The sequence below is a fragment of the Actinomyces israelii genome (genome assembly GCF_030253495.1).
Classification (GTDB): domain Bacteria; phylum Actinomycetota; class Actinomycetes; order Actinomycetales; family Actinomycetaceae; genus Actinomyces; species Actinomyces israelii.
The window spans coordinates 3,637,573-3,664,424 of sequence record NZ_CP124548.1; the positions used below are offsets into that span (position 1 = coordinate 3,637,573).

Genomic DNA, 26,852 nt, shown 5'->3' on the forward strand with positions numbered 1-26,852 from the left:
AAAAGCCCCCGTGCGGACGTCGGGGGCGCGCCGGGGAAATGACGTCGGTTAACATCCGTTAACGGCACGTGGTGTCGCCTCAACCGCATTCAGGGAGTTTTCATGACAGATTCCTCACCAAATTCGGGCGGAGGCGGCCCCGCCGCCGCGCCAGCCCTGCTCGCGGCGCTCGCGGGCGCCCGCCCCGCGCGCACCCCCGTGTGGTTCATGCGCCAGGCGGGGCGGAGCCTGCCTGAGTACCGGGAGCTGCGGAGGCGGGCCGGCCTGGGCATGCTCGAGGCCTGCCTGACCCCCGGGCTCGCGGCCGAGATCACGCTCCAGCCCGTGCGGCGCCACGGGGTGGACGCCGCCGTCTTCTTCTCCGACATTATGGTGCCGCTGCGCGTGGCGGGCCTGGACGTGCGGATCGAGCCGGGCGTGGGCCCCGTCGTCGGCGATCCGGTGCGCACGCCCGACGACGTCGCCCGCCTGACCGCCCGTCGCTACGGGCAGGGCGCCGCCGGGGAGGCGGGCGCGCGCGCCGTCGAGGCCGGGGTGCGCGCCGCCGTCGTCGAACTGGGGACCCCCGCCGCGCCGGGCGGCGGCCCCGGTCTGGCCGAGCGCGCCCGCGCCGGCCTGGCCGAGTCGCGCGGGCGGGCGTCGTGGACCCCGCTCATCGGCTTCGGCGGCGCGCCGTTCACCCTGGCGGCCTACCTCGTCGAGGGCCGTCCGAGCCGGGACCACCTGGCCGCGCGCACCCTCATGCGCGCCGACCCCGCCTCCTGGGACGCCCTCATGACCTGGTGCGCCCGGACCACCGGCGCCTTCATCGCCGCCCAGGTGCGCGCGGGGGCGAGCGCCGCCCAGCTCTTCGACTCCTGGGCCGGGTCCCTGTCCCCGGCGGACTACCGCGAGCGGGTGGCCCCCTACTCCGCCCTGGCCCTGGACATCGCCCGCGAGGCGGTCTCGCCCACCACCGGCTCCCGCGTCCCGCTGATCCACTTCGGCACAGGTACGGCCCGGATCCTGGCGGACATGCGGGCCGCGGGAGCGGGGGGCGACGGCGGGTGCGCCGTCGGCGTGGACGACCGCACGGACCTGGGCTGGGCCATCGGCCGGCTGCGGGCCGACGGCGCCGGTCCCGTCGTCGTCCAGGGCAACCTGGACCCGGCGCTGCTGGCCGCTCCCTGGGATGTCCTGGCTCCGGCCGTGGACGCCTGCCTGGAGGCGGGGCGCGCCGCGGACGGGCACGTCGTCAACCTCGGTCACGGGGTGCCGCCGTCCACGGACCCGGATACGCTCACCCGCGTGGTCGCACGCGCGCACGGCTCGGGCGAGTGGGAGGGCGTGGCACTCGCCGGCTGGGACGCCCCCGCCGAGATCGGTTCACCTCCGCACCGAGATCGGTTCACCTCCGCACCGAGATCGGTTCGGACGCGCAGGGCGACGGCGCCGGCCGTGGTCAGGACCACGGAGGCCAGGACCACTGCGGGGGCGTCGGTCCCCGTGCGGGCGATCGAGGAGGATCCCACCTCGACCCGGGAGGACGCCGGCGCGGCCCCGGACGGCAGGACGACGGGGGCGCCGGCGGGCTCGGCCGGCGCGGAGCCCGCGGACTCGTCGCCGGGTGCGGCGGCGGGGGCGCTGCCGGTGATCTCACTGACGCCGGGGGCGTCCTCGGCGGGGAACCCCGGGGTGGGGTCGCACTCGTCCCCGACGCCGTCGGAGTCGTAGTCGGTCTGCCCCCAGTTGCCGGTGTCGGGGCAGTTGTCCGACTCCCGCGGCGTCTGATCGCCGTCGTCGGTGACCATGAGCGGGGACGCGGCCGTCGCGCTCCGGCCGTCGGACTGGGTCACTCGCACCCCGACGACGCCGCCCCGCTCATCGGGGAAGACATGCTCGACCCTGGGCGTCGCGGTGGTCTGGTCGTAGGCGCCGTCGCCGTCGAAGTCCCACTCGTAGGAGACGATCCGGCCGCTCGTGGCGTACGAGGCCGACGCGTCGACGATCAGCGCGTCGCCGGCCTTGACGACGGCGCCCCCTTGGACCCAGGCGAAGGGCCTGGACGTCTCGGCCGTGATGTCGCTGTCGACCAGCCCGGGCAGGTCGTCCGGGGAGCCCGCCTCCGCTGCGCTGCCGCCGCTGGCCGACGCCAGGGCCCCGAGGGACTCGAGGGACTCGAGGCTCGCGGAGCCGCCGGCGCTAATGCCGTAAATGGTGACCTGGGCGCCCCCGCGGGCCGCCCGGGCCGCCCGGGCCACCGAGGCGGCGGTGTAGCCGGTGCCCGGCTCGGGGTCTCCGGCAGGCGCGTCCCCGATCACGATCACCTCTCTTCTCGCCCCGGACCGCCAGCTCAGCCCCATGGCCCGCATAATGCCGGAGTAGACGGGGGCGCTCGCACGACCGACCTCACCGGCGCCTCCGCCGCGAGCCAGGGAGTCCAGGCCGTTCTCGACGGCGGCGGCATCGGCGGTGAAGTCCACGTCGGTGCGGGCACGCTCATCGCCGGCGCCACCCCCGTAGGACACCAGGGCGAATCTGCACGACGACGAGGACGCCCCGGCCCTGTCCGCGATCGAGCGCATACTCGCGCGCAGGGCGGCCACGTCGTCGGACACGGAGGCCGCGGCGCTCACCACGAAGACGATATCGGTGCCCGCGCTGGAGGGCGCGGCCGGCCTGGCGTTGCCGGGCACGCCGACCCGCTCCTCGATAAGCTCGGCGATCTGCTCGTGACCGATCTTGTTGAGCTGGTAGAAGGTGCTGGCATCGCCGCTGAGACGCGACACCGTCGTCCCGTCCTCGCCCAGGTCCCCCTCGGTCTCCCAGGCCCCGTTGATCCACCGGCGGTCATTGCGGACGCCGGCCGACGGATCGGGCTCATGGCCGGAGAAGGCCGCTGCCGTGGAGTCGATGCAGGTGACCTTCAGGGTGCTGGAGCGCACCGCGTTCCACTCATCAACCAGGGCCGACTGGGACTCCCTCATCTTCTCACTCAGGCTCCGCACCCCCGCCCCGGCGTCATAGACCTCCCCGCCCGCGCCGGAGAGCCGGTACGACCTGTCCATCACCGGGTACGGGTAGCTCACCAGCACCACCTGCGCACCGTCGGCGAGCTTCGCGTCGAGCGCCTCGAGGATGCTCCGGGTCTGCGACCTCACGCTCGGCACGGCCACTCCCTTGTCGACCGTCGCGCTCTCCAGGCGCCTGCCGGCGGCCTCAACCGTCTCCCGGCAGCCGGACGCGCTGCGCGACCCGGGGACGAAGCACCGCTTCGCAATGGCCGGGACGCCCACATCGGCCCCGCCGACCGCGAGCATCACCAGATCGGTGTCGGCGGGCATTGCGCCGATCTGCCCGTTCGCGACGTCCTCGGCCGTGGCGCCGCTGCGGGCGAGGGTCGTGAGCGTCGCGTGCGCGCCCTGCTCGTTGAGCCAGCCCACGTAGTGGTGCGCCCAGCTGTTGCGGCTGCGGTAGGCCGGGCCGTCCGGGTCACTCGGGTTCTCGGCCTCGTAGTCGCCGGCCCCGCTTCCGGATGAGTAGGAGTCTCCGAGGATAACGACGTTCAGCGTCACATTCAGCGAACCCGAGCCCGCTGCCGCGCGGGCCGGAGCGGACATCGGCAGCAGGACCGAGAAAACGAGAGTGACCGCCAGAAGAATAAGCAGGGGGACGAGGGGGCGAGATCGTTCTGTCTCATTCATCAGGGAACCTTCTAAGGGAATTGTAAGGGAGGGGAAAGGGCGCGCAGGTCCGGAAACCGAACCGGCGCGCGCCGGCGCGTCGTCGCACACAGGATTGTTGAGAGCCAGGGAGCCAACGCCCTAAAATTAACGAGCCGGATGTGCAGCGTCAACGCCCGCATGGTCACCGTCTGACAACAATTCCCCGGGCCCCGCCGGCGCCGGGGCCCGGCTGAGGAGAGGGTGCCGGCCCGGCGCCGGTACAGTCGCCGAGGAGCGCGCGCCGCTCCCCACTCAACCGCCGCTGGCCCTCCGCGGGCCCTCCACCGCACAGGACGACGACCATGACGCCTCCCGCCGCCGACACCCCCTCGCCGAGATCGGTCCAGTTCCGCACCGAGACCAACGAGACCGGTGCGACGACGCCGGCACCGGCCGCGCCTCTCGACCTCCTGGGCGGCGAGGAGCTCGTCGAGCACTGGGACGCCCTCGTCGTCGGCGGCGGCATCGCCGGCCTGACGGCCGCCTGGGAGCTGACCCGCGCAGGCCTGCGGCCGCTGCTTATCGAGGCCCGCGGCTACACCGGGGGGCTCGTCGCCGCGGGCGCGATCGCCGGGGTGCGCATGGACCTGGGGGCGGAGGGGTTCGCCGTGCGCGGCGGGGCCGTGACGAGCATGGCCGATGCGCTCGGCCTGGACGTCGTCGGCCCCGCGGGCGGCGGAGCCCGCCTCTTCCTGCCGCCGCGCCCCGGCGAGCCGGCGCAGTCTCCACCCGCCCCTTCGGACGGCGACCCCGCCCGCGGATGGCGGCTGCACCGCTTCGTCCGCGGCGCCGTCCTCGGCATCCCCGCCCACCCCCTGGCCGACGACGTCATCGCCGTCATCGGCGAGCAGGCCGCCGAGCGGGCCGCCCGGGACGCCCGCCTGGGCGAGGCCGGCACCCGCCCCGGCGACCCGGAGGACCTGGCCTCCTTCGTGCGCACGCGCATGGGCGACGGCGTGCTCGACCGCCTCGTGGGCCCGATCGTCGCCGGCATCTACTCCGCCGACCCGGCCGCGCTCGCCGCGGACACGGTCCTCCCGGGCCTGCGGGAGGCCACGGCCCGGCTGGGCTCGCTGCAGGCCGCGGTCGGAGAGGCCCTGGAGCGACGGCGCGCCCGCGGATGCGGCAAGGCGGACGCGACGATCGCCGGAGGGCTCTCGCGCCTGACCGACGCCCTGCGCGCCGCCGTCGAGACCGCGGGGGGCGGCGTGCTCACGCGCACGGGCGCGCAGTGGCTGCGGCCCGCCGGCGGCACGAGCGACGGCCCCGACGACGGCGCACCCGGCGCGGCGCCGGACGGTGGCGCACCCGGCTGGGCCGTGGCCATCGCCCCCACGGGCCGCGGCCCGACGCCGTCGGACGAGCCGGTTCCCGTCGGCCCCGCCCGTATTGTGCGCACGCCCCGCGTGGTGCTGGCCTGCTCGGCGCCGGCCGCCCTGCGGCTGCTCGGCGGCGCGGGCAGTGCGGGCAGTGCGGGCGGCGCGGGTGCAGGACAGGTGGGCACGGACCTGCCGATTCCCGCCGGCGCCCCGATCGCCCGCTTCACCCTGGTGGCGCGCGCCCCCGACCTGGCGGGCGCCCCGGTGGGCTCGGGCCTGCTGGTCGCCGGCGCAGCCGGCTGCCCGGTGCGCGCCAAGGCCCTGTCGCACCTGAGCGCGAAGTGGCCGTGGATCGGGGCGGAGCTGGCCGCCCTGCACGGTCCGGGCACCCACGCCCTGCGCCTGTCCTACGGGCGCCCCGGCGAGCCGCCACCCGAGGTGGACCTGGAGCGCGCACTGGCCGACGCCCGGACCCTGACCGGCGTGCGGATCACCCCGTCCGACGTCGTCGACTCCGCCCTGGTGCGCTGGGACGGCACGCTGCCGCCGGCCACCCCCGAGCACCGCGAGCGCGTGCGGCGCCTGCGCGCCCAGGTCCGCGGGCTGCCGGGGCTCGCGCTCACGGGGGCCTGGGCGGCCGGCACTGGGATCGCCGCCGTCGTCGAGGACGCCCGCCTGCAGGCCATTGTCACGGCAGGCGCCGACGCGGGTAGCCTGCCGGTAGCCTCAGCGTCGATCCATCAAGAGGAGTGACTCGTGACAAAGCCCGCGACCAGGACCGTCAGACTCGGTACACGCGGTTCGGCGCTCGCCATCACCCAGTCCGGGCTCGTCGCCCACATGATCGCGCAGCGGGCCGCCGACCTCGACCTCGACCTCGCCGTCAAGATCGTCGAGATCCGCACCCGGGGGGACGAGGACCCCACGGCCCTGACCCAGCTCGGCGGCACCGGGGCCTTCGCGGCGGCTCTGCGCCGGGCGCTTCTCGACGGCGACTGCGACCTGGCGGTCCACTCCCTGAAGGACCTGCCCACCGCGCCGACGCCCGGGCTGCGCATTGCCGCGGTGCCGATGCGCGAGGACCCACGCGATGCGCTGTGCACCGTGGGCGGTCCCGACGGGCGCCGCCTGGCCGAGCTGGCGCCCGGGGCGCGCATCGGGACGGGCTCGCCGCGGCGCGCCGCCCAGCTGCTGGCCGTGCGCCCGGATCTTCAGGTCGTGCCGATGCGCGGCAACGTGCCCACCCGCCTATCAAGGGTCCTCGGCAAGGGCGTGCGGGAGGACGGCCCCATGGGGGCGGCGGGGGAGCCGGACCTCGACGGCGTCGTCCTGGCGCTGGCGGGCCTGCAACGGCTCGAGCTCGACAGCCACGTCAGCGAGATCCTGCCCGCCGGCACCGACGGGGACGCCCCGATCATGGTGCCGGCAGCGGGCCAGGGGGCGCTGGCCGTGGAGACGCGAGAGAACCTGGAGCGGGAGGACCCCGAGCTGTCGCAGGTTCTCAACCACATCGACAACCCGGCCACCCGCGCGGCGGTGACCGCCGAGCGCGCCGTGCTGGCCCGGCTCGGGGCGGGGTGCGCCGCACCCGTGGGCGCCCTGGCCGTACCGGCCGTGGCGGGGGGCGACGCCCTGAGCCTGAAGGCGGTCGTGGCCTCGCTCGACGGCCGCACCGTTCTGCGCGAGTCATCCACGGCGCACCTGGACCGGGCCGAGGCGCTGGGGGTGCACGTCGCGCAGGCCCTGCTCGCGGCGGGCGCCACGAGGGTCGCCGACCTGCGGGCCGGGGCCCCGGTCCGAGGGGGCCGGCGGTGAGCGGGCCCGGGGCCAGGGCGGCGACGCCCGGGTCCGCAGAACCCGGGGCCGCAGAACCCGGGGCCGCAGAACCCGGGGCCCCAGAGCGCAGCGGCCCTCTGAGCGGGCGCCGCATTCTGCTGCCGCGTCTCAAGGACGGGGACGCGCTGGCCGCCGCGCTGCGCGCCGCGGGGGCCGACGTCGAGACGGTCCAGGTGACCCGCACGGTCGCCGGCCCGTCCGAGCTGCGCGCCCGCGCCGGGGCGGCGCTGGCCGCGGGCGCCTACGCCTGGCTCATCGTGTCCTCCCCGCGGACGCTCGACCACGTCGACCTCACCGGCCTGCCCGCGGATACGGGCCTGGCGGTCGTCGGCGCCGCCACGGCCCGCATCGTCTCCCGGGCGCTCGGGCGCCGGGCCGACCTCGTGGCGGCCGGCTCGTCGGCGGCGCTCCTGGAGCTCGCCCCCCTGGCGGACGGCCCGGCGCCGGGCGCCGCCGGGGCTGCGCGGCGGATCCTGCTGCCGGGCTCCGCGCTGCGCGGCACCGTCCTGTCCGGCGGGCTGACGGCGGTCGGCTGGGAGGTGGATCAGGTGTCGGCCTACACCATGGAGCCGCTCGCCCCCGCCGAGCTGCCCGACGGCTTCGCCCGGCGCTGGGCGGGCGGGGCCTTCGACGCCGTCGTGCTCACGGCGGGCTCCTCCAGCCGGGCGCTGGCCGGGCTCGCCGGGCCGCCGCCGGCCTCCACGCGGGTGGTGGCGCTCGGGCGCCCGACCGCGACCGCGGCCGGCGAGGCGGGCTTCGCCGTCGACGTCGTCGCCGACTCCCCCACCCCGCCCGGCGTCCGCGCCGCCGCCATCGCCGCCACTACCACGCCGGCGCCCTGAGCCCGCGCCCGCCCCGTGCACGAAGGAGCACCCCATGACCGACTCGTCCGGCCGCACGGCCGCCCTGCCCAACCCGACCGACCCCGCCACATCCCCGGCCGCCGACCTGCTCACCGGCCGTGGCGTCCCGGCGCCTGCGGCGCCCGTCGTGCGGCCCCGCCGCCTGCGGCGCACGCCCGCCCTGCGGGGCCTGGTCGCCCAGACGCGCATCAGCCCCGCCCAGCTGATCCTGCCCGTCTTCGTGCGCGAGGGCATTGACGAGCCGGCCCCGGTCGGCGCCATGCCCGGCGTCGTCCAGCACACCCTGGACTCGCTGCGCCGCGAGGCGGCCGCGGCCGCCGAGGCCGGAGTCGGGGCGATCGACCTGTTCGGGGTGCCCGCCGCCCGCGACGAGGCCGGCTCGGAGGCCTGGGCCGAGGACGGCATCCTCAACCGCGGCATCGCCGCCGTGCGCGCCGAGGTGGGCGACGCGCTCGTCGTGTGCGCCGACACGTGCCTGGACGAGTTCACCAGCCACGGCCACTGCGGGCTTCTGCGCCCCGGGCCGGGCCCGCGCGCCGGGGAGGTCGACAACGACCCCACCCTGGCGCTCTACCAGGCGATGGCGGTCAGCCAGGCCGAGGCCGGGGCGCACATGGTCTCGCCCTCGGGCATGATGGACGGGCAGGTCGCGGCCATCCGCGCCGCCCTGGACGCCGCCGGGCACGACGACGTCGCCATCCTGGCCTACTCGGCGAAGTACGCCTCGGCCTACTTCGGGCCCTTCCGCGAGGCCGTGGGCTCGACCCTCAGGGGCGACAGGCGCACCTACCAGCAGGACCCGGCCAACCGGCGCGAGGGGCTGCGCGAGGCGATGCTCGACGTCGAGCAGGGCGCGGACATGGTCATGGTCAAGCCGGCGGGCCCGTACCTGGACGTGCTGGCCGACGTCGCGGCCGCCAGCCCCGTGCCGGTGGCCGCCTACCAGGTCAGCGGGGAGTACGCGATGGTCGAGGCGGCCGCCGCCAACGGGTGGATCGACCGCGAGCGCGTCATCGCCGAGTCGGTGCTCGGGATCGTGCGGGCCGGGGCGGACGCGGTGCTGACCTACTGGGCGCGCGAGATCGCCGAGGGGCTCGGCTGAGGCGCGGGGCGCCGGCCCGGTGCGCTGCGTTACGGGCGCCCGGCGAGCCAGTAGAGTCCGGGTACCGATCCTCACACGGCTCCGCCCGACCGACACACGACAGCAGGAACGATGACGCCCACGCACCCGACCCCGACCACCAACGACTCCCTCTTCGACGCCGCCCGCGCCGTCATCCCCGGGGGCGTGGACTCCCCCGTTCGCGCCTTCGGATCGGTCGGCGGCACGCCCGCCTTCATCGTGAGCGCCCGGGGCGCCCACGTCGTCGACGCCGAGGGGCGCGACTACGTCGACCTGGTGGGATCGTGGGGCCCGGCGCTGCTCGGGCACGCGCACCCCGCCGTCGTCGAGGCCGTGCGGGAGGCGGCCGCCCGCGGCCTGTCCTTCGGGGCGCCCACCGCCGCCGAGACCGAGCTGGCCGAGGCGGTGCGCCGCCGCGTGCCCGTGGCCGAGCGGGTGCGCTTCGTGTCCACCGGCACCGAGGCGACCATGACGGCCGTCCGCCTGGCGCGCGGGGCGACCGGCCGCGACCTGGTGGTGAAGTTCGCCGGCTGCTACCACGGGCACAGCGACGGCCTGCTCTCGGCTGCCGGCTCCGGGGTGGCCACCGGCGGCCTGCCCGGGTCGGCGGGGGTGCCGCAGCCGGTGGCCGCGCAGACGATCGTGCTGCCCTACAACGACGTCGTCGCCCTGGAGGAGTGCTTCGCGGCGCGCGGGGAGGAGATCGCCGCCGTCATCCTGGAGGGCGCGCCCGCGAACATGGGGATCGTGCCGCCCGCGCCCGGCTTCAACGAGTCGGTGCGGCGGGTGACGGCTGCCCACGGCGCCCTCATGATCGCCGACGAGGTGCTCACCGGCTTCCGCGTGGGCCCGGCCGGGTTCTGGGGCCTGGAGGCCCTGGACGGCTGGTCGGCCGACGTCCCCGACGGCGGCGCCCCGTCGGTCCCGGCAGTACCGGCAGCGGCGGCCTCCGCGCCGTCGTGGCCGGGGGCCGGCTGGCGCCAGCGGGCCGCCTGGGTGCCGGACCTGCTGACCTTCGGCAAGGTGGTGGGCGGCGGCATGCCGCTGGCGGCCCTTGGAGGTCGGGCCGCCGTCATGGACCTGCTCGCACCGCTGGGGCCCGTCTACCAGGCGGGCACGCTGTCGGGCAATCCGCTGGCCACCGCCGCCGGCATCGCGACACTCGCCCTGGCCGACGACGCCGTCTACGCGACTGTGGCTCGGCGCGCCCGGGAGATCGGGGAGGTCGTCGGCGCGGCGCTCGACGCCGAGGGCGTGGCGCACCGGGTGCAGTGCTCGGGCTCGCTGTTCTCGATCATGTTCGGGCCCGACGCCGCCGCCCGCGGGGTGCGTGACTACGACGGGGCGCGCGCCCAGGAGGCGTGGCGCTTCGGGCCCTTCTTCCACGCGTTCCTGGACGAAGGGGTGGCGCTGCCGCCGAGCGTCTTCGAGGCCTGGTTCGTCTCGGCCGCGCATGACGACGCCGAGCTGGAGCGCATCACCCGGGCGGCGCGCCCGGCGGCGCGGGCCGCGGCGGCGGCCCGGCCCCCGAGCGCGGACGCCCCCTCCGCCTGACCCGAGCCCTGGCCCGCCCCGTCCTCTTCGTCGAGATCGGTCCGCTTCCGCGCCGAGATCGGTCCGGGCGATGGGCGGCCCGCCCCGGGCGCGCACGCGCCGTCGTGAATGATCCACCAGGCGGCCGGGGCCGAATCAGGGGGTTCACGGATACCGGTCGAGGCCGGAAGGCGGCACACTGGAGCCATGACACAGCACTACCCCTCCGACCCGTCCCTGTCCGCCCGCACGGAGAGCTGGCGCTCCACGCTCCCCCGCCGCTCCCACCACCGGCTCCTGGCGGGCGTGTGCGGCGGCCTGGCCGAGTACTGGGGCGTGAGTCCCGCCCTCGTGCGCGTGGCCTACCTCGCCCTGTCGCTGCTGCCGGGGCCCATGTGGGTCGCCTACGTCCTGGCCTGGATCCTCATGCCCGCCCCCGACGAGGCCCTCTGAGCCGACCGCCCCGGGCCGCTGCGCCCGGGCGTCCCGCCGCCGCCGTGACCGCCCGGCGCGCTCAGCCCCCGTGCTCCATGACGAGGGCGGGCTCGTCCGGCGCCTCCGCCTCCGCCCGCGGCACCGGCTCAAGGCGAAGGCGGACCCGGATGCGCCGTCCCCCGGTCCCGACGGCGTCGTACTCCATGAGCCGGTTCTCCAGGGCGATGCGCTCGGTGCGGGCTCCCACGAGCCACGGGTGACGACGGCGCAGCCCGATGAGCTCCTGGTGCCAGCGGTAGAGCCAGCCCCCGAGGGGCGAGAGGGCCTCCGGTCCCGGCGGCAGCGCCGGACGGACTTCGTCGTCGCCTGACGGGCGGTCCGTCTTGACGCCGCGGAAGGCCTGCTCGTCGCCGTAGTAGATGGCGGGGACGCCGCCGACGGTGAGCAGGACCGTGACGGCGAGCGCGGCCTTGGCGTCGCCGATGCGGCTGGCAATGCGGGTGACGTCGTGGTTCCCGACGAAGGTCAGCGGCGTGAAGACGTCGAGGAACCCGTTGTGGCGGTTCAGGCACCAGTCGAGCTCGAAGAAGTTCTCGTCGAGCAGGGAGCTCCAGATCGCCTTCCACAGCTCGTACTGGGTCAGCGAGTCCATTGAGGAGCGCTCGACAATGCCGGCGTAGTCCCCGTGGATGACCTCCCCGACGAACCAGGCGTCAGGGAACTCGCTGCGGACCCGCGGCAGGACGCGGGCCCAGAAGGCCGGCGGGACCGCGTAGGCCGCGTCGAGCCTCCAGGCCGAGGCTCCCCGCCCCAGCCAGTGGGAGAGCACGGACACGGCCAGCTCGGCGACCTCGTCGCTGTCGTAGTTGAGCACCGCCAGCCCCTCATGCCCCTCGAAGACGGCGTACCCGGGTCGGGAGCCGGGGACGCCGGGCGGGCCGGAGGAGCCGTCGGCGTCGTCGAAGCGGAAGAGGCGGCGCTCCCGCTGCTCCGGGCCGCCGGCGCGGGCGGTGCGGAACAGCGGGTGCGCCGTGCCCACGTGGTTGAGGACGCCGTCGAGCATGAGCGCCACGCCCCGGTCACGGCAGGCCTCGGCGAGGCGGTCGAAGACGGCGTCGTCGCCGAGTCTGGGGTCGATGCGGAAGTGGTCGGTGGTGTCGTACCCGTGGGTGCTCGACTCGAAGACCGGCCCGAGCGCCAGGCCGTTGGCGCCCAGGTCGACGAGGTAGTCGAGCCATTCGACGAGGCGTCCGAGACGGGGTGCGGGCGACCTGTCGGCCGGGGTCTCCGGCCGGATCGGGGCTCCGGTGGCGCCCAGGGGGTAGACGTGCCACCAGATGCTGTGCTCGACCCGGGCGGGAAGGCCCCGTCCGCTTATTCCAGTACTCTCACTAGTCATGTTAATGACTGTACTCACTAGCATGACTAGAATGCAACCATGCCGACCAGATCAGATCGCCGACCCCGTGTGCGCATGGACCCCGACGAGCGCCGGCGGCTCATCCTGGACGCCGCGCGCCGGGCCTTCGCCGCGCAGTCCTACGAGGACGTGTCCCTGTCCGCGATCGCGCGGGAGGCCAGGGCCTCCGAGGCGCTCGTCCACAAGTACTTCTCGACCAAGGGGCGGCTCTACGGCCAGGTGCTCGCCCTGGACGCCGCGGACCTGGCCGAGCGCACGCGGCTGGCCGCCGACGCCCTGGACGACAGCAGCACCGCCCGAGACCATGTCCGCACCTCGATCGGCGTCTACCTCGACTTCATCGCCGAGCGCGCCCCCGGATGGGCCGCCTACCAGATGCTCGCCGGTCACGAGCCGAGCGAGGCCGCCGAGGTCCGCAGGCGCGCCCGCGAGGTCTCGATCGATGCGCTGCGGGACCTGCTCGGGGGCGCCGACGACGCGCGGACCACCTTCGCGCTGTGGGGATATCTGGGGTTCCTCGAGATGATCTGCCTGGAGTGGGTCTCACGGGGCTGCCCCGCGAGCGACAGGCCCGCCGTGACCGACGCCGCACTGGGCTGCCTCGAAGGGGCGCTCGGCGCGACGGGCCTCGGCCGCTGAGTCGGCTGAGTCGGCGTCCGGTCTGGTTGGCCGGCCCGGCGGCCCGCCGGGCGCTGCCGCGCCCCGCGAAGTGATCACCCCACGCGCCCTCAGCCCTCCGCCCGCATTGCTGGTGGCCTACGGTCCGCCTCGGCGATCACCCCACGCGCTCTCAGCCCTCCGCGCCGCCCGGCCCGCACAGCAGAACCGCGGAACCACGCCGACCTCCACCACACCCGAGACCGGCGACCGACCTAAAAGTGCGTGGGACGACCACCTCCCCCGCCCCGACTTGTCCCGCCCCGTCTTGGAGCCGGCCGGTCAGCCAGCCATCGGGACGACCGGCCCCGGACCAGCAGGCACCGCCACCAGGCACTGCGAGAGCCGGCCCCGCACCGGAACGTCAACATACCCTCCCAGCATGACCCCCTCCCCCAATCCTCCTGGGAGACAGAGCCCAGAAGGACGGGAGAAAAGCACGACCACACGACAAAGATACGTCCGTACGTCCACGTCGGGCCGCACGCCCCCTGTCGAGACAGACATTGTCGTACGAGATAGACGGTGACACCGCCGACCTCGTACGACAATGTCCATCTCGACGCCGGAGGCCGCCGCCGCGCGCCCCGACCGACACGACCCAGCGCGCCACACGACCCAGCGGACGTCACCGGCAGACAGGACGAGCTCGACCGGCAAGCACGGCAGAGCCACAGGACACCACCCACCACCAGCCCCGAATCACTCACCTAGGGCGGCCGCGCATCGCTGCGCTCAACTCGCACTCAACCCGCACACCAAGCCTGGTTGCACATGGGAGAAAGGCGCCCTCATGAAGCAAGGGCTACTTTTCTTTGATATTCCAGTGCTTCCTCTAGTCCATCAAGGTCAGTTGGCGGTCTCCCATGTGCGCAGAGGGGGGTCTGCGCACGTGGGAGCGGCTCCTCCTCGGCGGACGGTATAGCAATCCCGCATGATTCCGCGGTTCTTGAAGCGACGTGCCACACGTGAATGTGCAGCTCCACCGGCCCGGCACCTGCGGGATCCTCCACGGCCGCGTCGACGCAGGCCGAACCTCCGGCCAGTGGCCACGAGACGCCGGGGTCTCTTACAGGACGGCCATCATCCGCGCTGCGGGGCCAGAGCCGCCTCGTAGGCGTCGACGTCCTCCTGCTCGAAGGCGCAGATGACAATGCGCAGCCCGGCGTCGGGGTGCGCGCTCAGCCACTGGTCGATCACCGAGACCACCAGCGGGGCGGCCTCCCCCTTGGGGTAGCCGAAGACCCCGGTGGACACCGAGCACAGGCCGACGGAGTCCAGCTCCGCCTCGGCGGCGGCATCGAGGACGGAGCGGTAGGAGCTCGCCAGGAGGGCGCGGTGCTCCTCGGTGACACCGCCGTTGACAATGGGCCCGACCGTGTGGATGACGTGCCCGGCAGGCAGGTGGTGCCCGCCGGTGAGCAGGGCGCGGCCTGTCTCCTCCGGCCGGCCCCCGCGCCCCCGCATGTACTCGGCGCACTCGGCGCGCAGGCCCGGCCCGGCGACCGCGTGGATGACGTTGTCGATGCAGGCGTGGCCGGGGACCCGGCAGCCGAGCATCTCGGCGTTGGCGGCGTTGACGATCGCCCCGGCTCGCAGCGTCGTCAGGTCGCCCCGCCACAGGGCGACGCTCCGCCCCATCGGCTCCTTGACACCGTGCGTGGAGGACAGTGTCGGCAGGGTCTGCGCGTCGGGGGCGCCGGCGTCGAGGACGCGCTGGGCGACCTCCGCGGCGAGCATCTCGTCGAGGTCCTCGCGGACGTCGTCGTCGGGGATGGGTCTGGGCGGGCGGATGGTGAGCAGCCCGTCAAGAAGGCGGCGCAGCTCGAGCGGCGGAAGCTCGGCGAGCGCGGCGGGCGGCGGGAACGCGGCGACGTCGCCCGCCCGGACCGCCTCGGTGGCGAAGTGCTGCGTGAGGCGGACCAGGCGGACGACGTCAGCGCGTGCGGTGGGAGACATGGGCCCAGGCTATCGGCGGCCGGCGTGGCCGCGGGACGAACCGGTCTCGCACCGGAATACGACCGATCACGGCGCGAGGGAAAAAGCCCGGGGCCCGGTGCGACGCGCGTCGCACCGGGCCCCGCCGGCACCGGCAGTGTCAGGCGCTGTAGTTCTGGGCGGAGAGGAACCAGTTCTGCTGCTCCAGCCGCTGGGTGTAGTCCTCCAGAATGCTGGAGGAGGAGGGGTCGGCCTCGTCAACGGCGTCGTGGATGTCGCGCAGGGTCGTGGTGACCGCATTGATGGCGGACACGATGTAGTCGACGGCGTCGGAAGTGATGACGCCGGCCTCGGGGGCCTCGGGCACCGAGGTCTGGGCGGCGACCGTCGAGGGACGGGCGTCGGGGTAGGCGTTGATGGCGCGCATGCGCTCGGCGAGCTCGTCGGAGCCCTCGCGGGAGATGTCAACGACCTCGTCGAGGTTGAGGTGGAGGTCGCGGAAGTTCGGACCGACGACGTTCCAGTGGATCTGCTTGCCGACCAGGCTCAGGGCGGTGATGTCGATGAGAGCGCGCTGGAGGTCGGCGCGCAGCTCGGCTGAGGCGGTGAAAGCAGGGGCAACGGGCGGGTTCTTGACAGTCTTAGCACTCATGGAAGCGACCTTACAATCAAGGATGCTCAATGGTTAGATCTTATCGCTCTCAGGGAACACAGGACAGGCTCGCCTATAGCTTTGGGGCTGAGTGGCGCTGTGCGGCGGAAAAAGGTGGCTCCCACGCACCTTTAAGGTGCTCGGCGGTCTTGGGCGTAGCGAAGATTGGCGTGATTCTGCGGTTCTGCGGCGAGGACGGGGCGGCGGTCGGTGTTAAAAGTGCGTGGGAACCACCTTTTTCGGTCGAGAACGGCTCTCAGGGGTCTCGGAGAACCCACGAGGGGCGGCGCCCCGCCCCTTGAACCGAGCTCGAGCCGGAACCCGACCGATCTCAGCGAGGGGTCGGGAGGCCCCGCAGCCCGCCCGGGCCCGCGCTCACGCCTGCTTGCCCGCCCGCTCCTCGGCGATCTTCGCCTTGAGATCGGCCATGTCGAGCTCGCGGATCTGGTCGATGAGGGAGGCGAGAGCCGGGGCGGGCAGGGCGCCCGCCTCGCGGTAGACGAGGACGTCGTCGCGGAAGGCCATGAGGGTCGGGATGGAGGAGACGCCCAGTGCGCGCGCCAGCCCCTGCTCGGCCTCGGTGTCGACCTTGGCGAAGGTGATGTCGGGATTGGCCTCAGAGGCCTTCTCGTAGACCGGGCCGAAGCGCATGCACGGCCCGCACCAGGACGCCCAGAAGTCGACCAGGGTGATGCCCTCCCCGCGGACGGTGGAGTTGAACTGTTCGCCGGTGATGTTCGTGGTGGCCATGGGGCTCCCTTCGGGTGGTGCGCTCGGCGGCGCGTGACGGTTGTTCGACTGCTGTTCAGTCGTGTTGGCGTTCAGCCGTGCTGGCCGCTCGGCAGGCGCAACGCCCGCCGGTGCGGCCCCTATTCCGGGCCGCGCCCGAGTGCGGCTGGGGCCACGCGAGCCCCACGGCGGACGGCACGGCACGAGGGCGAGTGCGGACGCGAGCCGCACAGCGGGCGCTGCGAGCGGCGCGGGAGGCGTTCACAAGCACGAGCACCGTCCGGGCGCTCGCCCGCTACGAGGCCCGCAGGGCGCAGACCGCCCCTTCGCCCTGGTCGCGGCGCTGGCCATCCGCCCGATACGGCGGTACGCCCTCGGCATCTCGGAGCGGGTCTTCCTCCTGGCCGTCAACGTCTTCTACCTCGGCGCCGCCCTGGGGCTCGCGCTCGCCTGACGCCTCCGTCGGAGCCGGCGGCGCCAGTCCGCGGGCCCGTCCGCCCCTCCGATACATTGGGCGCCGTGGAGCCACGCACAGGCAGCACGGACAGCGCAGGCGGCGCAGGCACTCCCCCGGACGCCCCCTTCCTGGACAGGCTCGCGTCCGCCCGCCTCACCGCCCGCGAGCGCGACGTCGCCCGCTTCTACGAGGACTCTCTGCCCAGCGCAGCCCTGCTCAACCTGGAGGAGGTCTGCCGGGGGGTCGGCGTCTCCTCGGCCACGGTCGCCCGATTCGCGCGCAAGCTCGGCTACGCCGACTTCCGGTCGATGAGCCGCAGCCTGCGCGCGGGCATCCGCCAGGACCTCTCCCTGCCGGTGGATCGGCTCCGGCGGCTCGACGACGGCGAGGACCGCGCACCCGAGTCCGTCCTGGCCCATCGCATCCACCTGGCCCAGGCCTCGCTGTCCGCCTCCCTGGCCTCCATCGACGACAGCGCCTTCGCGCGGGCCTGCGACCTCGTCGCCGACGACGACCGGCCCCTCTACCTGGGCGCCGTCGCCTCCGGCCAGCCCCTGCTCCACCACTTCTTCCTGCTCCTGGCCTACCTGCGGAGGGGGGTGACGCTTCTGGACGGCACCGACCGCTGGGCGCACGCCGCGGCCGGGATCGGCGCCGACTCGGTGGTGCTGGCGGCCGCCTTCGACCGCAGCCCTGCCCCGGTGGAGGGGCTCCTGCGCCTGGCGCGCCGTCGAGAAGCGACGTCGATCCTGCTGACCAACCGGCGCACCGGCGCCTTGCCCCCGCTGGCCGACATTCTGCTGACCACGACGTCCCCCGCCCAGGACGCCATGTTCCGCACCCGGGCGGCCACGCTCGTCGTCCTGGAGGCGCTGCTCGACGCCGTGGCGGTCCGCCGGCCCTCCGGGCAGCCCTGCCGCGGTGGACGCGCCGAGGCGATCGAGGAGGCCTTCGCCCTCTTCGGCGGCTACCTGTCGTCCTGACGGCGCCCCACCCCGTCTCAACGGTAGTGGACAGTACGCGGAACAGATCGTAACTTTCCTCTCACAGTCTCACCAAGAGCGTCAGTCAACTGACACACTGGCCGCAGGGCGGCGCCCCGTCGTCGTCCTCCGCAGCGAGAGGAGCACCCCATGCCAGCCAAGCCGTCCGTCATCGCGGACCCCCTGACCAACCGCGGCACCGCCTTCACCGCCGAGGAGCGCCGTCGCCTGGGCATCCTCGGCCGCTTCCCCTCGGCGGTGGAGACCCTGGACGAGCAGGCCGCCCGCTCCTACGCCCAGCTGCGGTCCTTCGCCACAGACCTGGACAAGTACGTCTTCCTCGACCAGCTCCACAACCGCAACGAGGTGCTCTACTACCGCGTCCTGACCGACCACCTGGCCGAGCTGCTCCCGATCGTCTACGACCCCACCGTGGGGGAGGCCATCAGGAAGTGGAGCCGGGACTACCGGCGCTCACGGGCCGTCTACCTGTCCATCGACCGCATCGAGGACGTGCGGCCCTCCTTCGAGGAACTCGGCCTGGGCCCCGGCGACGTCGACCTGCTCGTGGTCTCCGACGCCGAGGAGATCCTGGGCATCGGCGACTGGGGCGTGAACGGCACGGATATCTCGGTGGGCAAGCTCGCCGTCTACACGGCGGCCGCCGGCATCCACCCCGAGCGGGCCATCGCCGTCAACCTGGACTGCGGCACCGACAACGAGGCACTTCTCAACGACCCCGCCTACCTGGGCAACCGGCACGCGCGCGTGCGCGGGGCGCGCTACGACGCCCTCATCGACGAGTACCTGGCGGTGGCCAGTGAGCTCTTCCCCGGCGCGCTGCTGCACTTCGAGGACTTCGGCCCGGCCAACGCCCGCCGCATCCTCCAGGCCAACCGCGAGAGGTACCGCATCTTCAACGACGACATGCAGGGCACCGGCGCCATTGTCATGGCCGCCGTCGTCTCCGGCATGCGAGTGACCGGCCAGACCTTCGCCGACCAGCGCCTGGTGGTCTACGGGGCCGGCACCGCGGGCACCGGCATGGCCGACCAGATTCACGCGGGCATGGTGCGCGACGGCCTCTCCCCCGAGGAGGCGACCGCCCGCATCTGGCTCGTGGACCGGGCGGGCCTGGTCACCGACGACATGACCGGCCTGCCCGACTACCAGCGCGCCTACGCCCGCCCCGCCGCCGAGGCCGCCGGCTGGCAGCGCTCGTCCCGCGGCGCCGTCGAGCTGCTCGAGGTGGTGCGCCGCGCCCGCCCCACCATCCTCATCGGCACCTCCACCAACCACGGCGCCTTCACCCGCGAGGTCGTCGAGGCCGTGAGCGCCGGCGTGGAGCGCCCCATTATCCTGCCGCTGTCCAACCCCACCGAGCGCATTGAGGCCATGCCCGAGGACGTAGTCGCCTGGTCAAGGGGGAAGGCCCTGGTGGCCACGGGCATCCCGGTGGCCCCCTTCGACTACGAGGGTACGACCTTCACCATCGGCCAGGGCAACAACGCCCTGCTCTACCCGGGCCTGGGGCTGGGCGTCATCGTCTCGGGGGCCTCGCGGGTCACCGACGGGATGCTGCTGGCCGCAGCGCAGGCCGTGGCTGGCCAGGTGGACCCCACCGAGCCCGGCGCCTCACTGCTGCCGCCGGTGGAGAACCTGCGGGCGTCCTCGGCGACCGTTGCGGTGGCCGTGGCGCGTCAGGCCCAGGCCGACGGCGTGGCCACCGCGAGCCACGACAACCTCATCCAGGCCGTGCAGGACGCCATGTGGCAGCCGGTCTACGGGAACCTGGAGGCCTGAGCTGGACGACCAGGACGGCGACCGGGAGGACCAGGGCGGCCGGGGCGGCCAGGGCCCTCGGGCGCACGCGGCGCTCGTGGCGGACATTGCGGCGCTCCTGCACGGCAACGGCTACGCCACCCAGGCGAGCGTGCGCGCCGTCGACCGCCTCAACGCGCTCCTGGGCACCCGCTACCGCCTGGTCCCCGCCTGGCGCGAGGTCACCCTGGTGGACGAGCACGGCGCCGTGGTCCTCACCCGCGCCGTCAACCTCTCCGCCATCAATATGAGCCGGGTGACGCACCTGACCCGGTGCCTCTACGGCGAGCGGGCCCCGACCGCCGCCGGGCTGCGCGCGGCCGCCGACGAGGCCGCCGCCGCTCCCGCGAGCCCCACCTGGCTCTTCTGCCCGGCGGCCGGGGCGGGGGCGGTGCTGCTCGCGCTCATCTTCGGACTGGCCCACCTCCACTCCGGCGTCCTCATCTTCGCCGCCGGCGCCCTGGGGGGCCTGGCGCGCCGCCTCCTGGGCGGGCGCGGGGCGAGCCTGACCACGCAGATCGCCGCCGCCTCCCTCATTGGCGGGCTGGCCGGGGGCCTGTCGGTCCACCTGGGCTGGACGAGTGCCGCCCGGCTCGTGGCCGTGTGCCCGGCCATGGTGCTCGTCCCCGGCCCCCAGGTGCTCAACGGCTGCCTGGACATCGCCCGGCGCCGCCACGACCTGGGCCTGGCGCGCCTGGCCGACGCGGCCCTGACCATCCTGGCCATCGCCGGCGGCCTGGTGGCGGGCATGGCGGCCTGGGGCGCGAGCCTGCCGGTGTCGGCGTCGTTCCTGTCCGTGCCGCTGTGGGTGGACGTGCTCGGCGCGGGCCTGGTGGCCTGCTGCTACCCCGTCTACTTCTCCATGCCCTACCGGACGGTCCCCTGGGCGCTGCTGGCCGGCGGGCTCGGGCACGCCCTGCACTGGGTCGCGGTGAGCCGGTGGGGATGGGGAGGGCCGGCGGCGTCGATGGCCACCTGCGCGCTGGTGAGCGCCATCCTGACCCCGGTAAGCCGACGGTTCCGCATCCCCTTCGCGGGCGCGGGCTTCGCCGCGGTAGTCGCCCTCGTGCCGGGGGTCTACCTCTTCCGGGCCACCGCGGGGCTGCTGGCCCTGCCGGGGATGAGCGGTGCGACGGCGTCGGCCGAGCTGCTGGCCGTCGCCCAGGACCTGACGACGGCGGGCCTGACCATCCTCGGGATGGCGATCGGCCTGCTGGCCCCCTACCACCTGATGTCACGGGGCGTAGGAAGCGCGGCGGCGGCCCCGCGCCCCGGCAGGCGGCCAGGAGGGCTGGCGAGGGCAGGGCGGGGCAGGTGAAGACGGGGCGGACCGTCCCCGGACCCCGGGTCTGAGAGGATGGCGGCCATGTACCGCTCCCGCGCCCTGGCCGTCATCGAGGTGCTCCTCCTCGCCGCAGGCCTCGCCCAGATGCTCTTCTCCGAGCTGGTCGTCATCGCGGTGGGCGCCCTGTCCTGGGTGGGGCTGGCCCTGGCCTACGTCGCCGGCTCCCTGTGGGCGGCCCGGGGCGGCCGCCCCGGCGAGCACGCGGACCGGGGCGGCCGGGCGCCGTCGGCCGGCCCCTGCTCCCGGCCGCCGGGCCACCACCCCTGGCTCCGCAACCTGTCCGACCTCACCCCGCTCCTGGCCGCCGCCACCGGCCTCATCACGGCCGTCGGCTACCTCGACGAGCCCGACGGCGTCGCCACCGGAGCCTCTCTGGCCGACGACGTCAGCCGCCTCTACCTGGCTCTGGACCGCAGCCAGGCCCTCACCGTGCTCATCGGCGTGCTGGGGTGGCTGGTCCTCCACATCGGGTTCGCCCAGATGTACGAGCGCCACGACCAGCTCGAAGCCCACGGCGGCTTCCGCTTCCCCGGGACCAGGACGCCGGCGAGCGCCGAGTACCTCTACCTGGGCATGACGATCGGGGCGACCTTCGCCACCTCCGACGTCGAGGTGCGCTCCTCGCGGACCCGCTGGATCGTCATGACCCACACGGTCCTCGCCTTCCTCTACAACGCCGTCGTCGTCGGCGTGGTGGTCAAGCTCCTCACGGGCGGCTGAGGGCAGGCCCCATCCCGCACGCACCGATCAGAAGGAGACCGTATGACACGACGGGAAGCCATCACCTACCGCCCCTACGAGGACCGCGACGCCGAGAGCGTCATGGCGATCATCAACGACGCCTTCCACATCCACCGCTACACCAGGCGCCGCTACCTGGAGCGCTCGACCCTGGAGGTCTATCTGGACGAGTGCCTGCAGGGATCGAGCTATGCGCGGGTCGCGGTCCTGGACGGCAAGGTCGTGGGCGTCATGATGGGGCGGGTCCGGGGCGAGCCGCCCCTGCCCGGACGCGTCCGGCGCCGGGTGCGGATCGCCGCGGGCAGGGCCTGGCTCCTCACCGTGGGGCTGCCGCAGTGGCGCACGCTGCGGTTCTTCTTCAGCTTCGAGCGCACCTACGAGGAGCTGCGCGAAGACGTGCGGCAGGCGGGCACGTGGGCCCTGAGCGACGAGGTCATGCTCTTCGCCGTCCACACCGTCGCCCGGGGCAGGGGCGTGGGCACCCACCTGTACCGGGACCTCATGTCCCACCTGCGCGAGCGCGGGCGCACCGAGCTCTTCCTCTACACCGACGAGCTGTGCACCTACCGGTTCTACGAGAGGGCGGGCCTGGTCCGCGCCGCCGAGCGGAGCCTGGACCTCGAGGTGCCGGGCCTGCCCAAGGCCGTGGGCGTGTACCTCTACGCGGGGCCGGCCCCCGGGGCGTGAGGCCGCCCCGGGCGCTGCACGGGTCGCCGTCGACGGCGGCCGGCGCGGCTCGGCGGCACGGACGCGCGCGGGCCTCACTCCCGCGTGAGGGACGTCCGGCGCAGCCCCAGGCCGAACAGGAACACCAGGCGGCGGAAGGCCCCGGGGTCGAAGACGCCGTCGGCCATGACCGAGTAGCTCTGATCGCCCTCGTGGATGCGGTAGCCGGTCAGCGCGAAGCCGCCCCGCTCGTAGAAGGCCAGGCGACGGCGGCGCTGCTCGAGGTTGGGGGCGCCGTCGTCGAGGGGCTCGAGCTCCAGGACGACCGTGCGCCCCGCCGCATGCCGGCGCACGCCGTTCAGGATGCGCGAGCCGTAGCCGCGCGAGCGCACGGAGTCATTGACCGCCAGGTAGAACAGCCAGACCGTGGCCGGGGAGTCGACCGTGTAGGTGAGCCCCACCAGGGCGCCGTCGTCGAGCCAGGCCCGGAACCCCACGTCTCGCCGCAGCGCCATCAGACGCATGTGCCACAGCGGCAGCCGCTCCTCGGGCGGGAAGGCGCGCCGGTACAGGTCGATGACCTCCCGGTACTGGGGCAGCCGCCGCGTCACCTCCCGCGACTGCAGATCGGTGTCGCTCCGCGCGGTCATTCCCTCTCCTCGTTCTGCTCCTGCGGTCGCGGCCGGCCGCAGCCGCAGACTACTCCCGCCGCCCGGCCGCCGCCGGTAGCCTGTCCCCATGATTCCTCCCGTTGTCGCCCCCGACTGGCTGCGCGACCACCCCGGGGCTGTCATCGCGGACGTGCGCTGGTACCTCGACGGCCGCTCCGGGGCCGCCGCCCACGCCGGCGGGCACATCCCGGGCGCCGTGTGGGTCGACGTCGACGTCGACCTCGCCGCCCCGCCCTCGCGCCGGGGCCGCCACCCCTTCCCCGCCCCGGAGGACTTCGCGGCCGCCATGTCCCGCCTGGGCATCGGGGACGACGACGCCGTCATCGCCTACGACGACGCCGGGGGCCTGTCCGCGGGGCGCCTGGTGTGGATGCTGCGCCTGCTGGGGGTGGACGCCGCCCTGCTCGACGGCGGCCTCGGCGCCTGGGGCGGGAGGCTGTCGGTCGACCCGGTCTCCCCCGCGCCCGCACGCTTCACCGCCCGCCCGTGGCCCGTCGGCGCCCTGGTCGCCATGGAGGAGGCGGCCGCGCAGGCAGCCGACCCGGCAGCGCCGCCGGTGCTCGACGCGCGCGCCGCCGACCGGTACCACGGCCGGGTGGAGCCGACCGACGCACCCGCCGGGCACATCCCCGGGGCGCTGAGCGCCCCTCTGGCCGGTAACCTCGACGACGCCGGCCGCTTCCTGTCCCCCGCGGCCCTCGCCGGGCGCTACGCGGCCCTGGGCGTGGCCGATGCCGCGGGCGTGACCGTCTACTGCGGCTCCGGGGTGAGCGCCTGCCACGACCTGCTCGCCATGGAGCGCGCGGGGCTGGGACGCGGCCGTCTGTACGTCGGCTCGTGGTCGCAGTACGCCTTCTCCGGTCTGCCCGTCGCCACGACTGCGCCGTGACCGGTGAGGGAGGGGCGCCTCCCGCCCGCCGTGCCCGGGCCGCCCGGAGGCGGGCGGTAACACCGTCAGGCCGTCGGTGAGCATACGGGCCAGCGGTAATGACGACCATCTCCGAGAGCCTGTCCCCGGCACACCGCTGAGCGGCGTGACAGGGGTCGCTCCTGGGAGCCGGGCGGCGAGGGCCGGATCTGCAGGCTGGTGCTTGGAGGTGTCGGTGCGGGCGTCAACGCGGCGGCGGACCCTGTCCCAGACCTCAGGGAGCTCCTGCCACTCGTCGAGGAGGACGGCGGGGCGCCGTCCAGGTACTCGCGGGGACCGGCAGGGGCCCCGGGGACGCGGGCCCCTGCGCGGACGGACCCGCCTCGGGCGACGTTCCGCCAGCGGGCTCAGGCGCGCAGCTCGGCGGCCACCAGCTCGGCGAGCTCGACGGCGTTGAGGGCCGCCCCCTTGCGCAGGTTGTCGCCCACGGCGAAGAAGGCGATGCCGCGCCCGGGGGCGAAGCCCTGGTCGGCGCGCACGCGGCCCACGAAGGTGCCGTCGCGCCCGGCGCTCTTCAGCGGGCTGGGCACGTCCTGGCAGGTGACGCCCGGCGCGGCGGCCAGCAGCTCGCGGGCCCGCTCCGGGACGATCTCGCGGGCGAACTCGGCGTTGACACTCACGCCGTGGCCGGAGAAGACGGGGATGCGCACGCAGGTGCCCGAGACGGCCAGGTCCGGGATCCCCAGGATCCTGCGGGACTCGTTGCGCAGCTTCTGCTCCTCGTCGGTCTCGCCGCTTCCGTCACCGGCGTCGCTGCCGGCCCAGGCGACGGCGTTGAAGGCGATGGTGTCCACGTACACGCCCGGAGCGGGGAAGGCGACGGCGCGCCCGTCGCCGGCCAGGGCCTCCATGTCCTTGTCGGCGACAGCGCGCACCTGCCCGGCCAGCTCGGCCACCCCGGCCCGCCCGGAGCCGGAGACGGCCTGGTAGGTCGAGGCGAAGAACCGGACCAGGCCGGCCTCGTCGTGCAGGGCCTTGAGGGCCGGCATGATCGCCATGGTCGTGCAGTTGGGGTTGGCGATGATCCCCTTGGGGCGCTCGCGCAGCGCGCGCGGGTTGACCTCGCTGACCACGAGCGGGACCTGCGGGTCCCGCCGCCAGGCGGAGGAGTTGTCCACGACGACGGCGCCGGCCGCCGCGAAGCGGGGTGCGTGCTCGCGGGAGGCCGCGCCCCCGGCGGAGAAGACGGCGACGTCGATGCCCGCCGGGTCCGCGGTGGCCACGTCCTCGACCTCCACCGCCGCGCCGCGGAAGTCCACGACGGTGCCGGCGGAGCGGGCGGAGGAGAAGAAGCGCACGGCGCGCGCCGGGAAGCCGCGCTCGGCCAGCATGGCGCGCATGACCCGGCCGACCTGCCCGGTGGCGCCGACGACGGCGACGGCCACGCCGTCGGCCGGGCCGACGTACTCGTTGACTGGGCGGTGCTGGGTGCTCTGGGTGTCCTGGGTGCTCATCGGCCGGTCCCTCCGTAGACGACCGCCTCGGCGGCCTGGGCGTCGAGGCCGAAGGCGGAGTGGACGGCGCGCACGGCCTCGTCGAGCACGGCGTCGTCGACCACCACCGAGAGGCGGATCTCGGAGGTGGAGATCATGTGGATATTGACCCCGGCCTCGCTCAGGGCGCCGAAGAGGCGGGCGGAGACCCCCGGGTTGGAGCGCATGCCGGCGCCCACCAGGGACAGGATGCCGATGTCGGGGTTGAAGCGCAGGGAGTGGAAGCCCAGCTCGTCGCGGGCCCTCTCCAGGGCCCGGCGGGCGGCGGTGGAGTCGCCGTCGGGGCAGGTGAAGGAGATGTTGGTCAGGCCCGTCTCCACGGCGGAGACGTCCTGGACGATCATGTCGATATTGGCGCCCGTGCCGGCCACGATCGCGAAGATGCAGGCGGCCGAGCCGGGGACGTCGGGCACGCCCACGAGCGTGATCTTGTCCTGGCTGCGGTCGTGGGCGATTCCGGAGATGACGGGGGCTTCCACGTGGTCCTCCTTGGCGGACGGGCGGGGGCGGGCCTGGGCCCGCGCGGCGATGGCGGTGCGGTGGGCGGCGTCGACGACGTCGGCGGAGGGGCCGTCGTCGAGCCCGGCCGGGGAGGCGGGCGCGGAGGCGGCGGGACCGGGTGCGGCGGCGAGCGGGGCCTCCGAGGAGTGGGCGCGGGGAGGCGGCTCAGTGTCGGCGGCGACGACGTCGTCGAGCCTGGCGGCCACGGCCGAGGGCACGAAGGCGCCCTCGCGGCGGCCGTCGTAGATCCAGGTGCCGGTCCTGTCGGAGAAGGAGGAGCGCACGTGCAGGGGCACGCCGAAGCGGCGGGCGTACTCCACCGCCCGCAGGTGGAGGATCTTGGCGCCGTGGGCGGCCAGCTCCAGGGTCTCCTCGCTGGAGAGGGACTCGATGCGCCTGGCGGTCGGGACGATGCGGGGGTCGGCGGTGAACAGGCCGTCGACGTCGGTGTAGATCTCGCAGACGTCGGCGTTCAGGGCGGCCGCCAGGGCCACCGCGGTGGTGTCCGAGCCGCCGCGGCCGAGCGTGGTGACGTCCTCGACCTCGTTAATGCCCTGGAAGCCCGCCACGATGGCGACGGCCCCGGTCTGGATGGCGCGGGCGATGCGCTCGGGCAGGACGCCGACGATGGAGGCGCGCCCGTACTTGGAGTCGGTCAGGACCCCGGCCTGGGCGCCGGTGTAGGCATGAGCGGGCACGCCGAGCTCGCCGACGGCCATGGCGAGCAGGGCCATGGAGATGCGCTCGCCGGCCGACAGGAGGATGTCCATCTCGCGGGCGGGGGGCGCCTCGGTCAGGGCGCCGGCCATGTCGAGCAGGTCGTCGGTGGTGTCGCCCATGGCGGAGACGACCACGACGACGGTGTTGCCCGCCTCGCGCGTGGCGACGACGCGCCTGGCGACGCGTCGCACCGCCTCGATGTCGCTGACGGACGAGCCGCCGTACTTCTGGACGACCAGTGCCATGTGGCGCTCCTCGGATTGTGGTCACCGCCGGCCACAGGGAGGGGCGCTGCTCACGCGGTTGGCGCGACCGGG

22 protein-coding genes and 1 pseudogene are annotated in these 26,852 nt (G+C 74.5%); 15 read left to right on the forward strand and 8 right to left on the reverse strand.

The window, feature by feature from the left end; translation table 11 throughout:
* Positions 1–102: 102 nt before the first annotated feature.
* A pseudogene (locus AIF0345_RS15135) lies at positions 103–1,317 on the forward strand (uroporphyrinogen decarboxylase); the annotation flags it as partial.
* Here AIF0345_RS15135 and AIF0345_RS15140 read toward each other — a convergent pair.
* Positions 1,245–3,683 carry a PKD domain-containing protein gene (locus tag AIF0345_RS15140; RefSeq protein WP_285296597.1) on the reverse strand — a complete coding sequence of 813 codons (2,439 nt, stop codon included), beginning with the start codon at positions 3,681–3,683 and terminating at the stop codon, positions 1,245–1,247. The pseudogene AIF0345_RS15135 and the gene AIF0345_RS15140 overlap by 73 nt on opposite strands.
* Before the next feature lie 323 nt (positions 3,684–4,006).
* Between AIF0345_RS15140 and AIF0345_RS15145 the strand changes: the two genes are divergently transcribed.
* The 6 genes from AIF0345_RS15145 to AIF0345_RS15170 all read left to right on the forward strand — a co-directional run bounded on the left by AIF0345_RS15145 (position 4,007) and on the right by AIF0345_RS15170 (position 10,831).
* Positions 4,007–5,776: a protoporphyrinogen/coproporphyrinogen oxidase gene (locus AIF0345_RS15145; RefSeq protein ID WP_268917334.1), complete on the forward strand. Its 1,770-nt coding sequence runs from the start codon at positions 4,007–4,009 to the stop codon at positions 5,774–5,776.
* Positions 5,777–5,779: 3 nt separating this feature from the next.
* The gene (gene hemC, locus AIF0345_RS15150) at positions 5,780–6,838 is read left to right on the forward strand and encodes a hydroxymethylbilane synthase (protein ID WP_285296598.1); all 1,059 of its coding nucleotides are present in this window, start codon (positions 5,780–5,782) and stop codon (positions 6,836–6,838) included.
* The gene (locus AIF0345_RS15155) at positions 6,835–7,701 is read left to right on the forward strand and encodes a uroporphyrinogen-III synthase (RefSeq protein WP_285296599.1); all 867 of its coding nucleotides are present in this window, start codon (positions 6,835–6,837) and stop codon (positions 7,699–7,701) included. The genes hemC and AIF0345_RS15155 overlap by 4 nt, the downstream gene beginning before the upstream one ends.
* Positions 7,702–7,735: 34 nt before the next feature.
* Positions 7,736–8,824 (forward strand): porphobilinogen synthase, encoded by a 1,089-nt coding sequence (hemB, locus tag AIF0345_RS15160; protein WP_285296600.1) that lies wholly within the window; start codon positions 7,736–7,738, stop codon positions 8,822–8,824.
* A gap of 111 nt (positions 8,825–8,935) precedes the next feature.
* On the forward strand, positions 8,936–10,399 hold the full coding sequence (gene hemL, locus AIF0345_RS15165; protein ID WP_268917338.1) for a glutamate-1-semialdehyde 2,1-aminomutase: 1,464 nt from the start codon (positions 8,936–8,938) through the stop codon (positions 10,397–10,399).
* 186 nt (positions 10,400–10,585) lie between these two features.
* A complete protein-coding gene (locus AIF0345_RS15170) occupies positions 10,586–10,831 on the forward strand; it encodes a PspC domain-containing protein (protein WP_268917339.1) in 246 nt (81 codons plus the stop codon).
* A gap of 61 nt (positions 10,832–10,892) precedes the next feature.
* Here the strand turns inward: AIF0345_RS15170 and AIF0345_RS15175 are convergent, their stop codons facing one another.
* Positions 10,893–12,212, reverse strand: coding sequence for an alpha-amylase family protein (locus AIF0345_RS15175; protein WP_285296601.1), 1,320 nt, complete (start codon positions 12,210–12,212; stop codon positions 10,893–10,895).
* 39 nt (positions 12,213–12,251) lie between these two features.
* On the opposite strand from AIF0345_RS15175, the gene AIF0345_RS15180 reads away from it, so the two are divergent.
* Entirely contained in the window at positions 12,252–12,872 is a 621-nt protein-coding gene (locus AIF0345_RS15180; RefSeq protein WP_268917341.1) for a TetR/AcrR family transcriptional regulator, read from the forward strand.
* Between the two features lie 1,101 nt (positions 12,873–13,973).
* Here the strand turns inward: AIF0345_RS15180 and AIF0345_RS15185 are convergent.
* The 3 genes from AIF0345_RS15185 to AIF0345_RS15195 all read right to left on the reverse strand — a co-directional run bounded on the left by AIF0345_RS15185 (position 13,974) and on the right by AIF0345_RS15195 (position 16,230).
* Positions 13,974–14,849, reverse strand: coding sequence for a macro domain-containing protein (locus AIF0345_RS15185; protein ID WP_043563596.1), 876 nt, complete (start codon positions 14,847–14,849; stop codon positions 13,974–13,976).
* 139 nt (positions 14,850–14,988) lie between these two features.
* Positions 14,989–15,480, reverse strand: a complete 492-nt coding sequence (locus AIF0345_RS15190) for a Dps family protein (protein ID WP_285296602.1) — start codon at positions 15,478–15,480, stop codon at positions 14,989–14,991.
* A gap of 375 nt (positions 15,481–15,855) precedes the next feature.
* The gene (locus AIF0345_RS15195; protein WP_043563600.1) at positions 15,856–16,230 is read right to left on the reverse strand and encodes a thioredoxin family protein; all 375 of its coding nucleotides are present in this window, start codon (positions 16,228–16,230) and stop codon (positions 15,856–15,858) included.
* 139 nt (positions 16,231–16,369) lie between these two features.
* Here AIF0345_RS15195 and AIF0345_RS15200 point away from each other — a divergent pair, with 139 nt between their 5' ends.
* The 6 genes from AIF0345_RS15200 (at position 16,370) to AIF0345_RS15225 (ending at position 22,243) form a co-directional block, all read left to right on the forward strand.
* Complete coding sequence (locus AIF0345_RS15200) at positions 16,370–16,663, forward strand: hypothetical protein (protein ID WP_285296603.1); 294 nt, start codon at positions 16,370–16,372, stop codon at positions 16,661–16,663.
* A gap of 65 nt (positions 16,664–16,728) precedes the next feature.
* On the forward strand, positions 16,729–17,649 hold the full coding sequence (locus AIF0345_RS15205; protein ID WP_285296604.1) for a MurR/RpiR family transcriptional regulator: 921 nt from the start codon (positions 16,729–16,731) through the stop codon (positions 17,647–17,649).
* 150 nt (positions 17,650–17,799) lie between these two features.
* On the forward strand, positions 17,800–19,452 hold the full coding sequence (locus AIF0345_RS15210; protein ID WP_285296605.1) for an NAD-dependent malic enzyme: 1,653 nt from the start codon (positions 17,800–17,802) through the stop codon (positions 19,450–19,452).
* A 76-nt stretch (positions 19,453–19,528) separates the two neighbouring features.
* Positions 19,529–20,788, forward strand: coding sequence for a threonine/serine exporter family protein (locus AIF0345_RS15215; protein ID WP_285296606.1), 1,260 nt, complete (start codon positions 19,529–19,531; stop codon positions 20,786–20,788).
* A 48-nt stretch (positions 20,789–20,836) separates the two neighbouring features.
* Positions 20,837–21,535 carry a DUF1345 domain-containing protein gene (locus AIF0345_RS15220; protein WP_285296607.1) on the forward strand — a complete coding sequence of 233 codons (699 nt, stop codon included), beginning with the start codon at positions 20,837–20,839 and terminating at the stop codon, positions 21,533–21,535.
* A 42-nt stretch (positions 21,536–21,577) separates the two neighbouring features.
* Complete coding sequence (locus tag AIF0345_RS15225) at positions 21,578–22,243, forward strand: GNAT family N-acetyltransferase (RefSeq protein WP_285296608.1); 666 nt, start codon at positions 21,578–21,580, stop codon at positions 22,241–22,243.
* A gap of 74 nt (positions 22,244–22,317) precedes the next feature.
* Here the strand turns inward: AIF0345_RS15225 and AIF0345_RS15230 are convergent, their stop codons facing one another.
* The gene (locus AIF0345_RS15230; RefSeq protein ID WP_285296609.1) at positions 22,318–22,872 is read right to left on the reverse strand and encodes a GNAT family N-acetyltransferase; all 555 of its coding nucleotides are present in this window, start codon (positions 22,870–22,872) and stop codon (positions 22,318–22,320) included.
* An 88-nt stretch (positions 22,873–22,960) separates the two neighbouring features.
* Here AIF0345_RS15230 and AIF0345_RS15235 point away from each other — a divergent pair, with 88 nt between their 5' ends.
* Positions 22,961–23,782, forward strand: coding sequence for a sulfurtransferase (locus AIF0345_RS15235; RefSeq protein WP_043563607.1), 822 nt, complete (start codon positions 22,961–22,963; stop codon positions 23,780–23,782).
* Between the two features lie 386 nt (positions 23,783–24,168).
* Here the strand turns inward: AIF0345_RS15235 and AIF0345_RS15240 are convergent, their stop codons facing one another.
* Positions 24,169–25,275: an aspartate-semialdehyde dehydrogenase gene (locus AIF0345_RS15240; protein WP_285296610.1), complete on the reverse strand. Its 1,107-nt coding sequence runs from the start codon at positions 25,273–25,275 to the stop codon at positions 24,169–24,171.
* Positions 25,272–26,780, reverse strand: a complete 1,509-nt coding sequence (locus AIF0345_RS15245) for an aspartate kinase (RefSeq protein ID WP_285296611.1) — start codon at positions 26,778–26,780, stop codon at positions 25,272–25,274. Before AIF0345_RS15245 ends, AIF0345_RS15240 begins: the two co-directional genes overlap by 4 nt.
* Between the last annotated feature and the right edge of the window lie 72 nt (positions 26,781–26,852).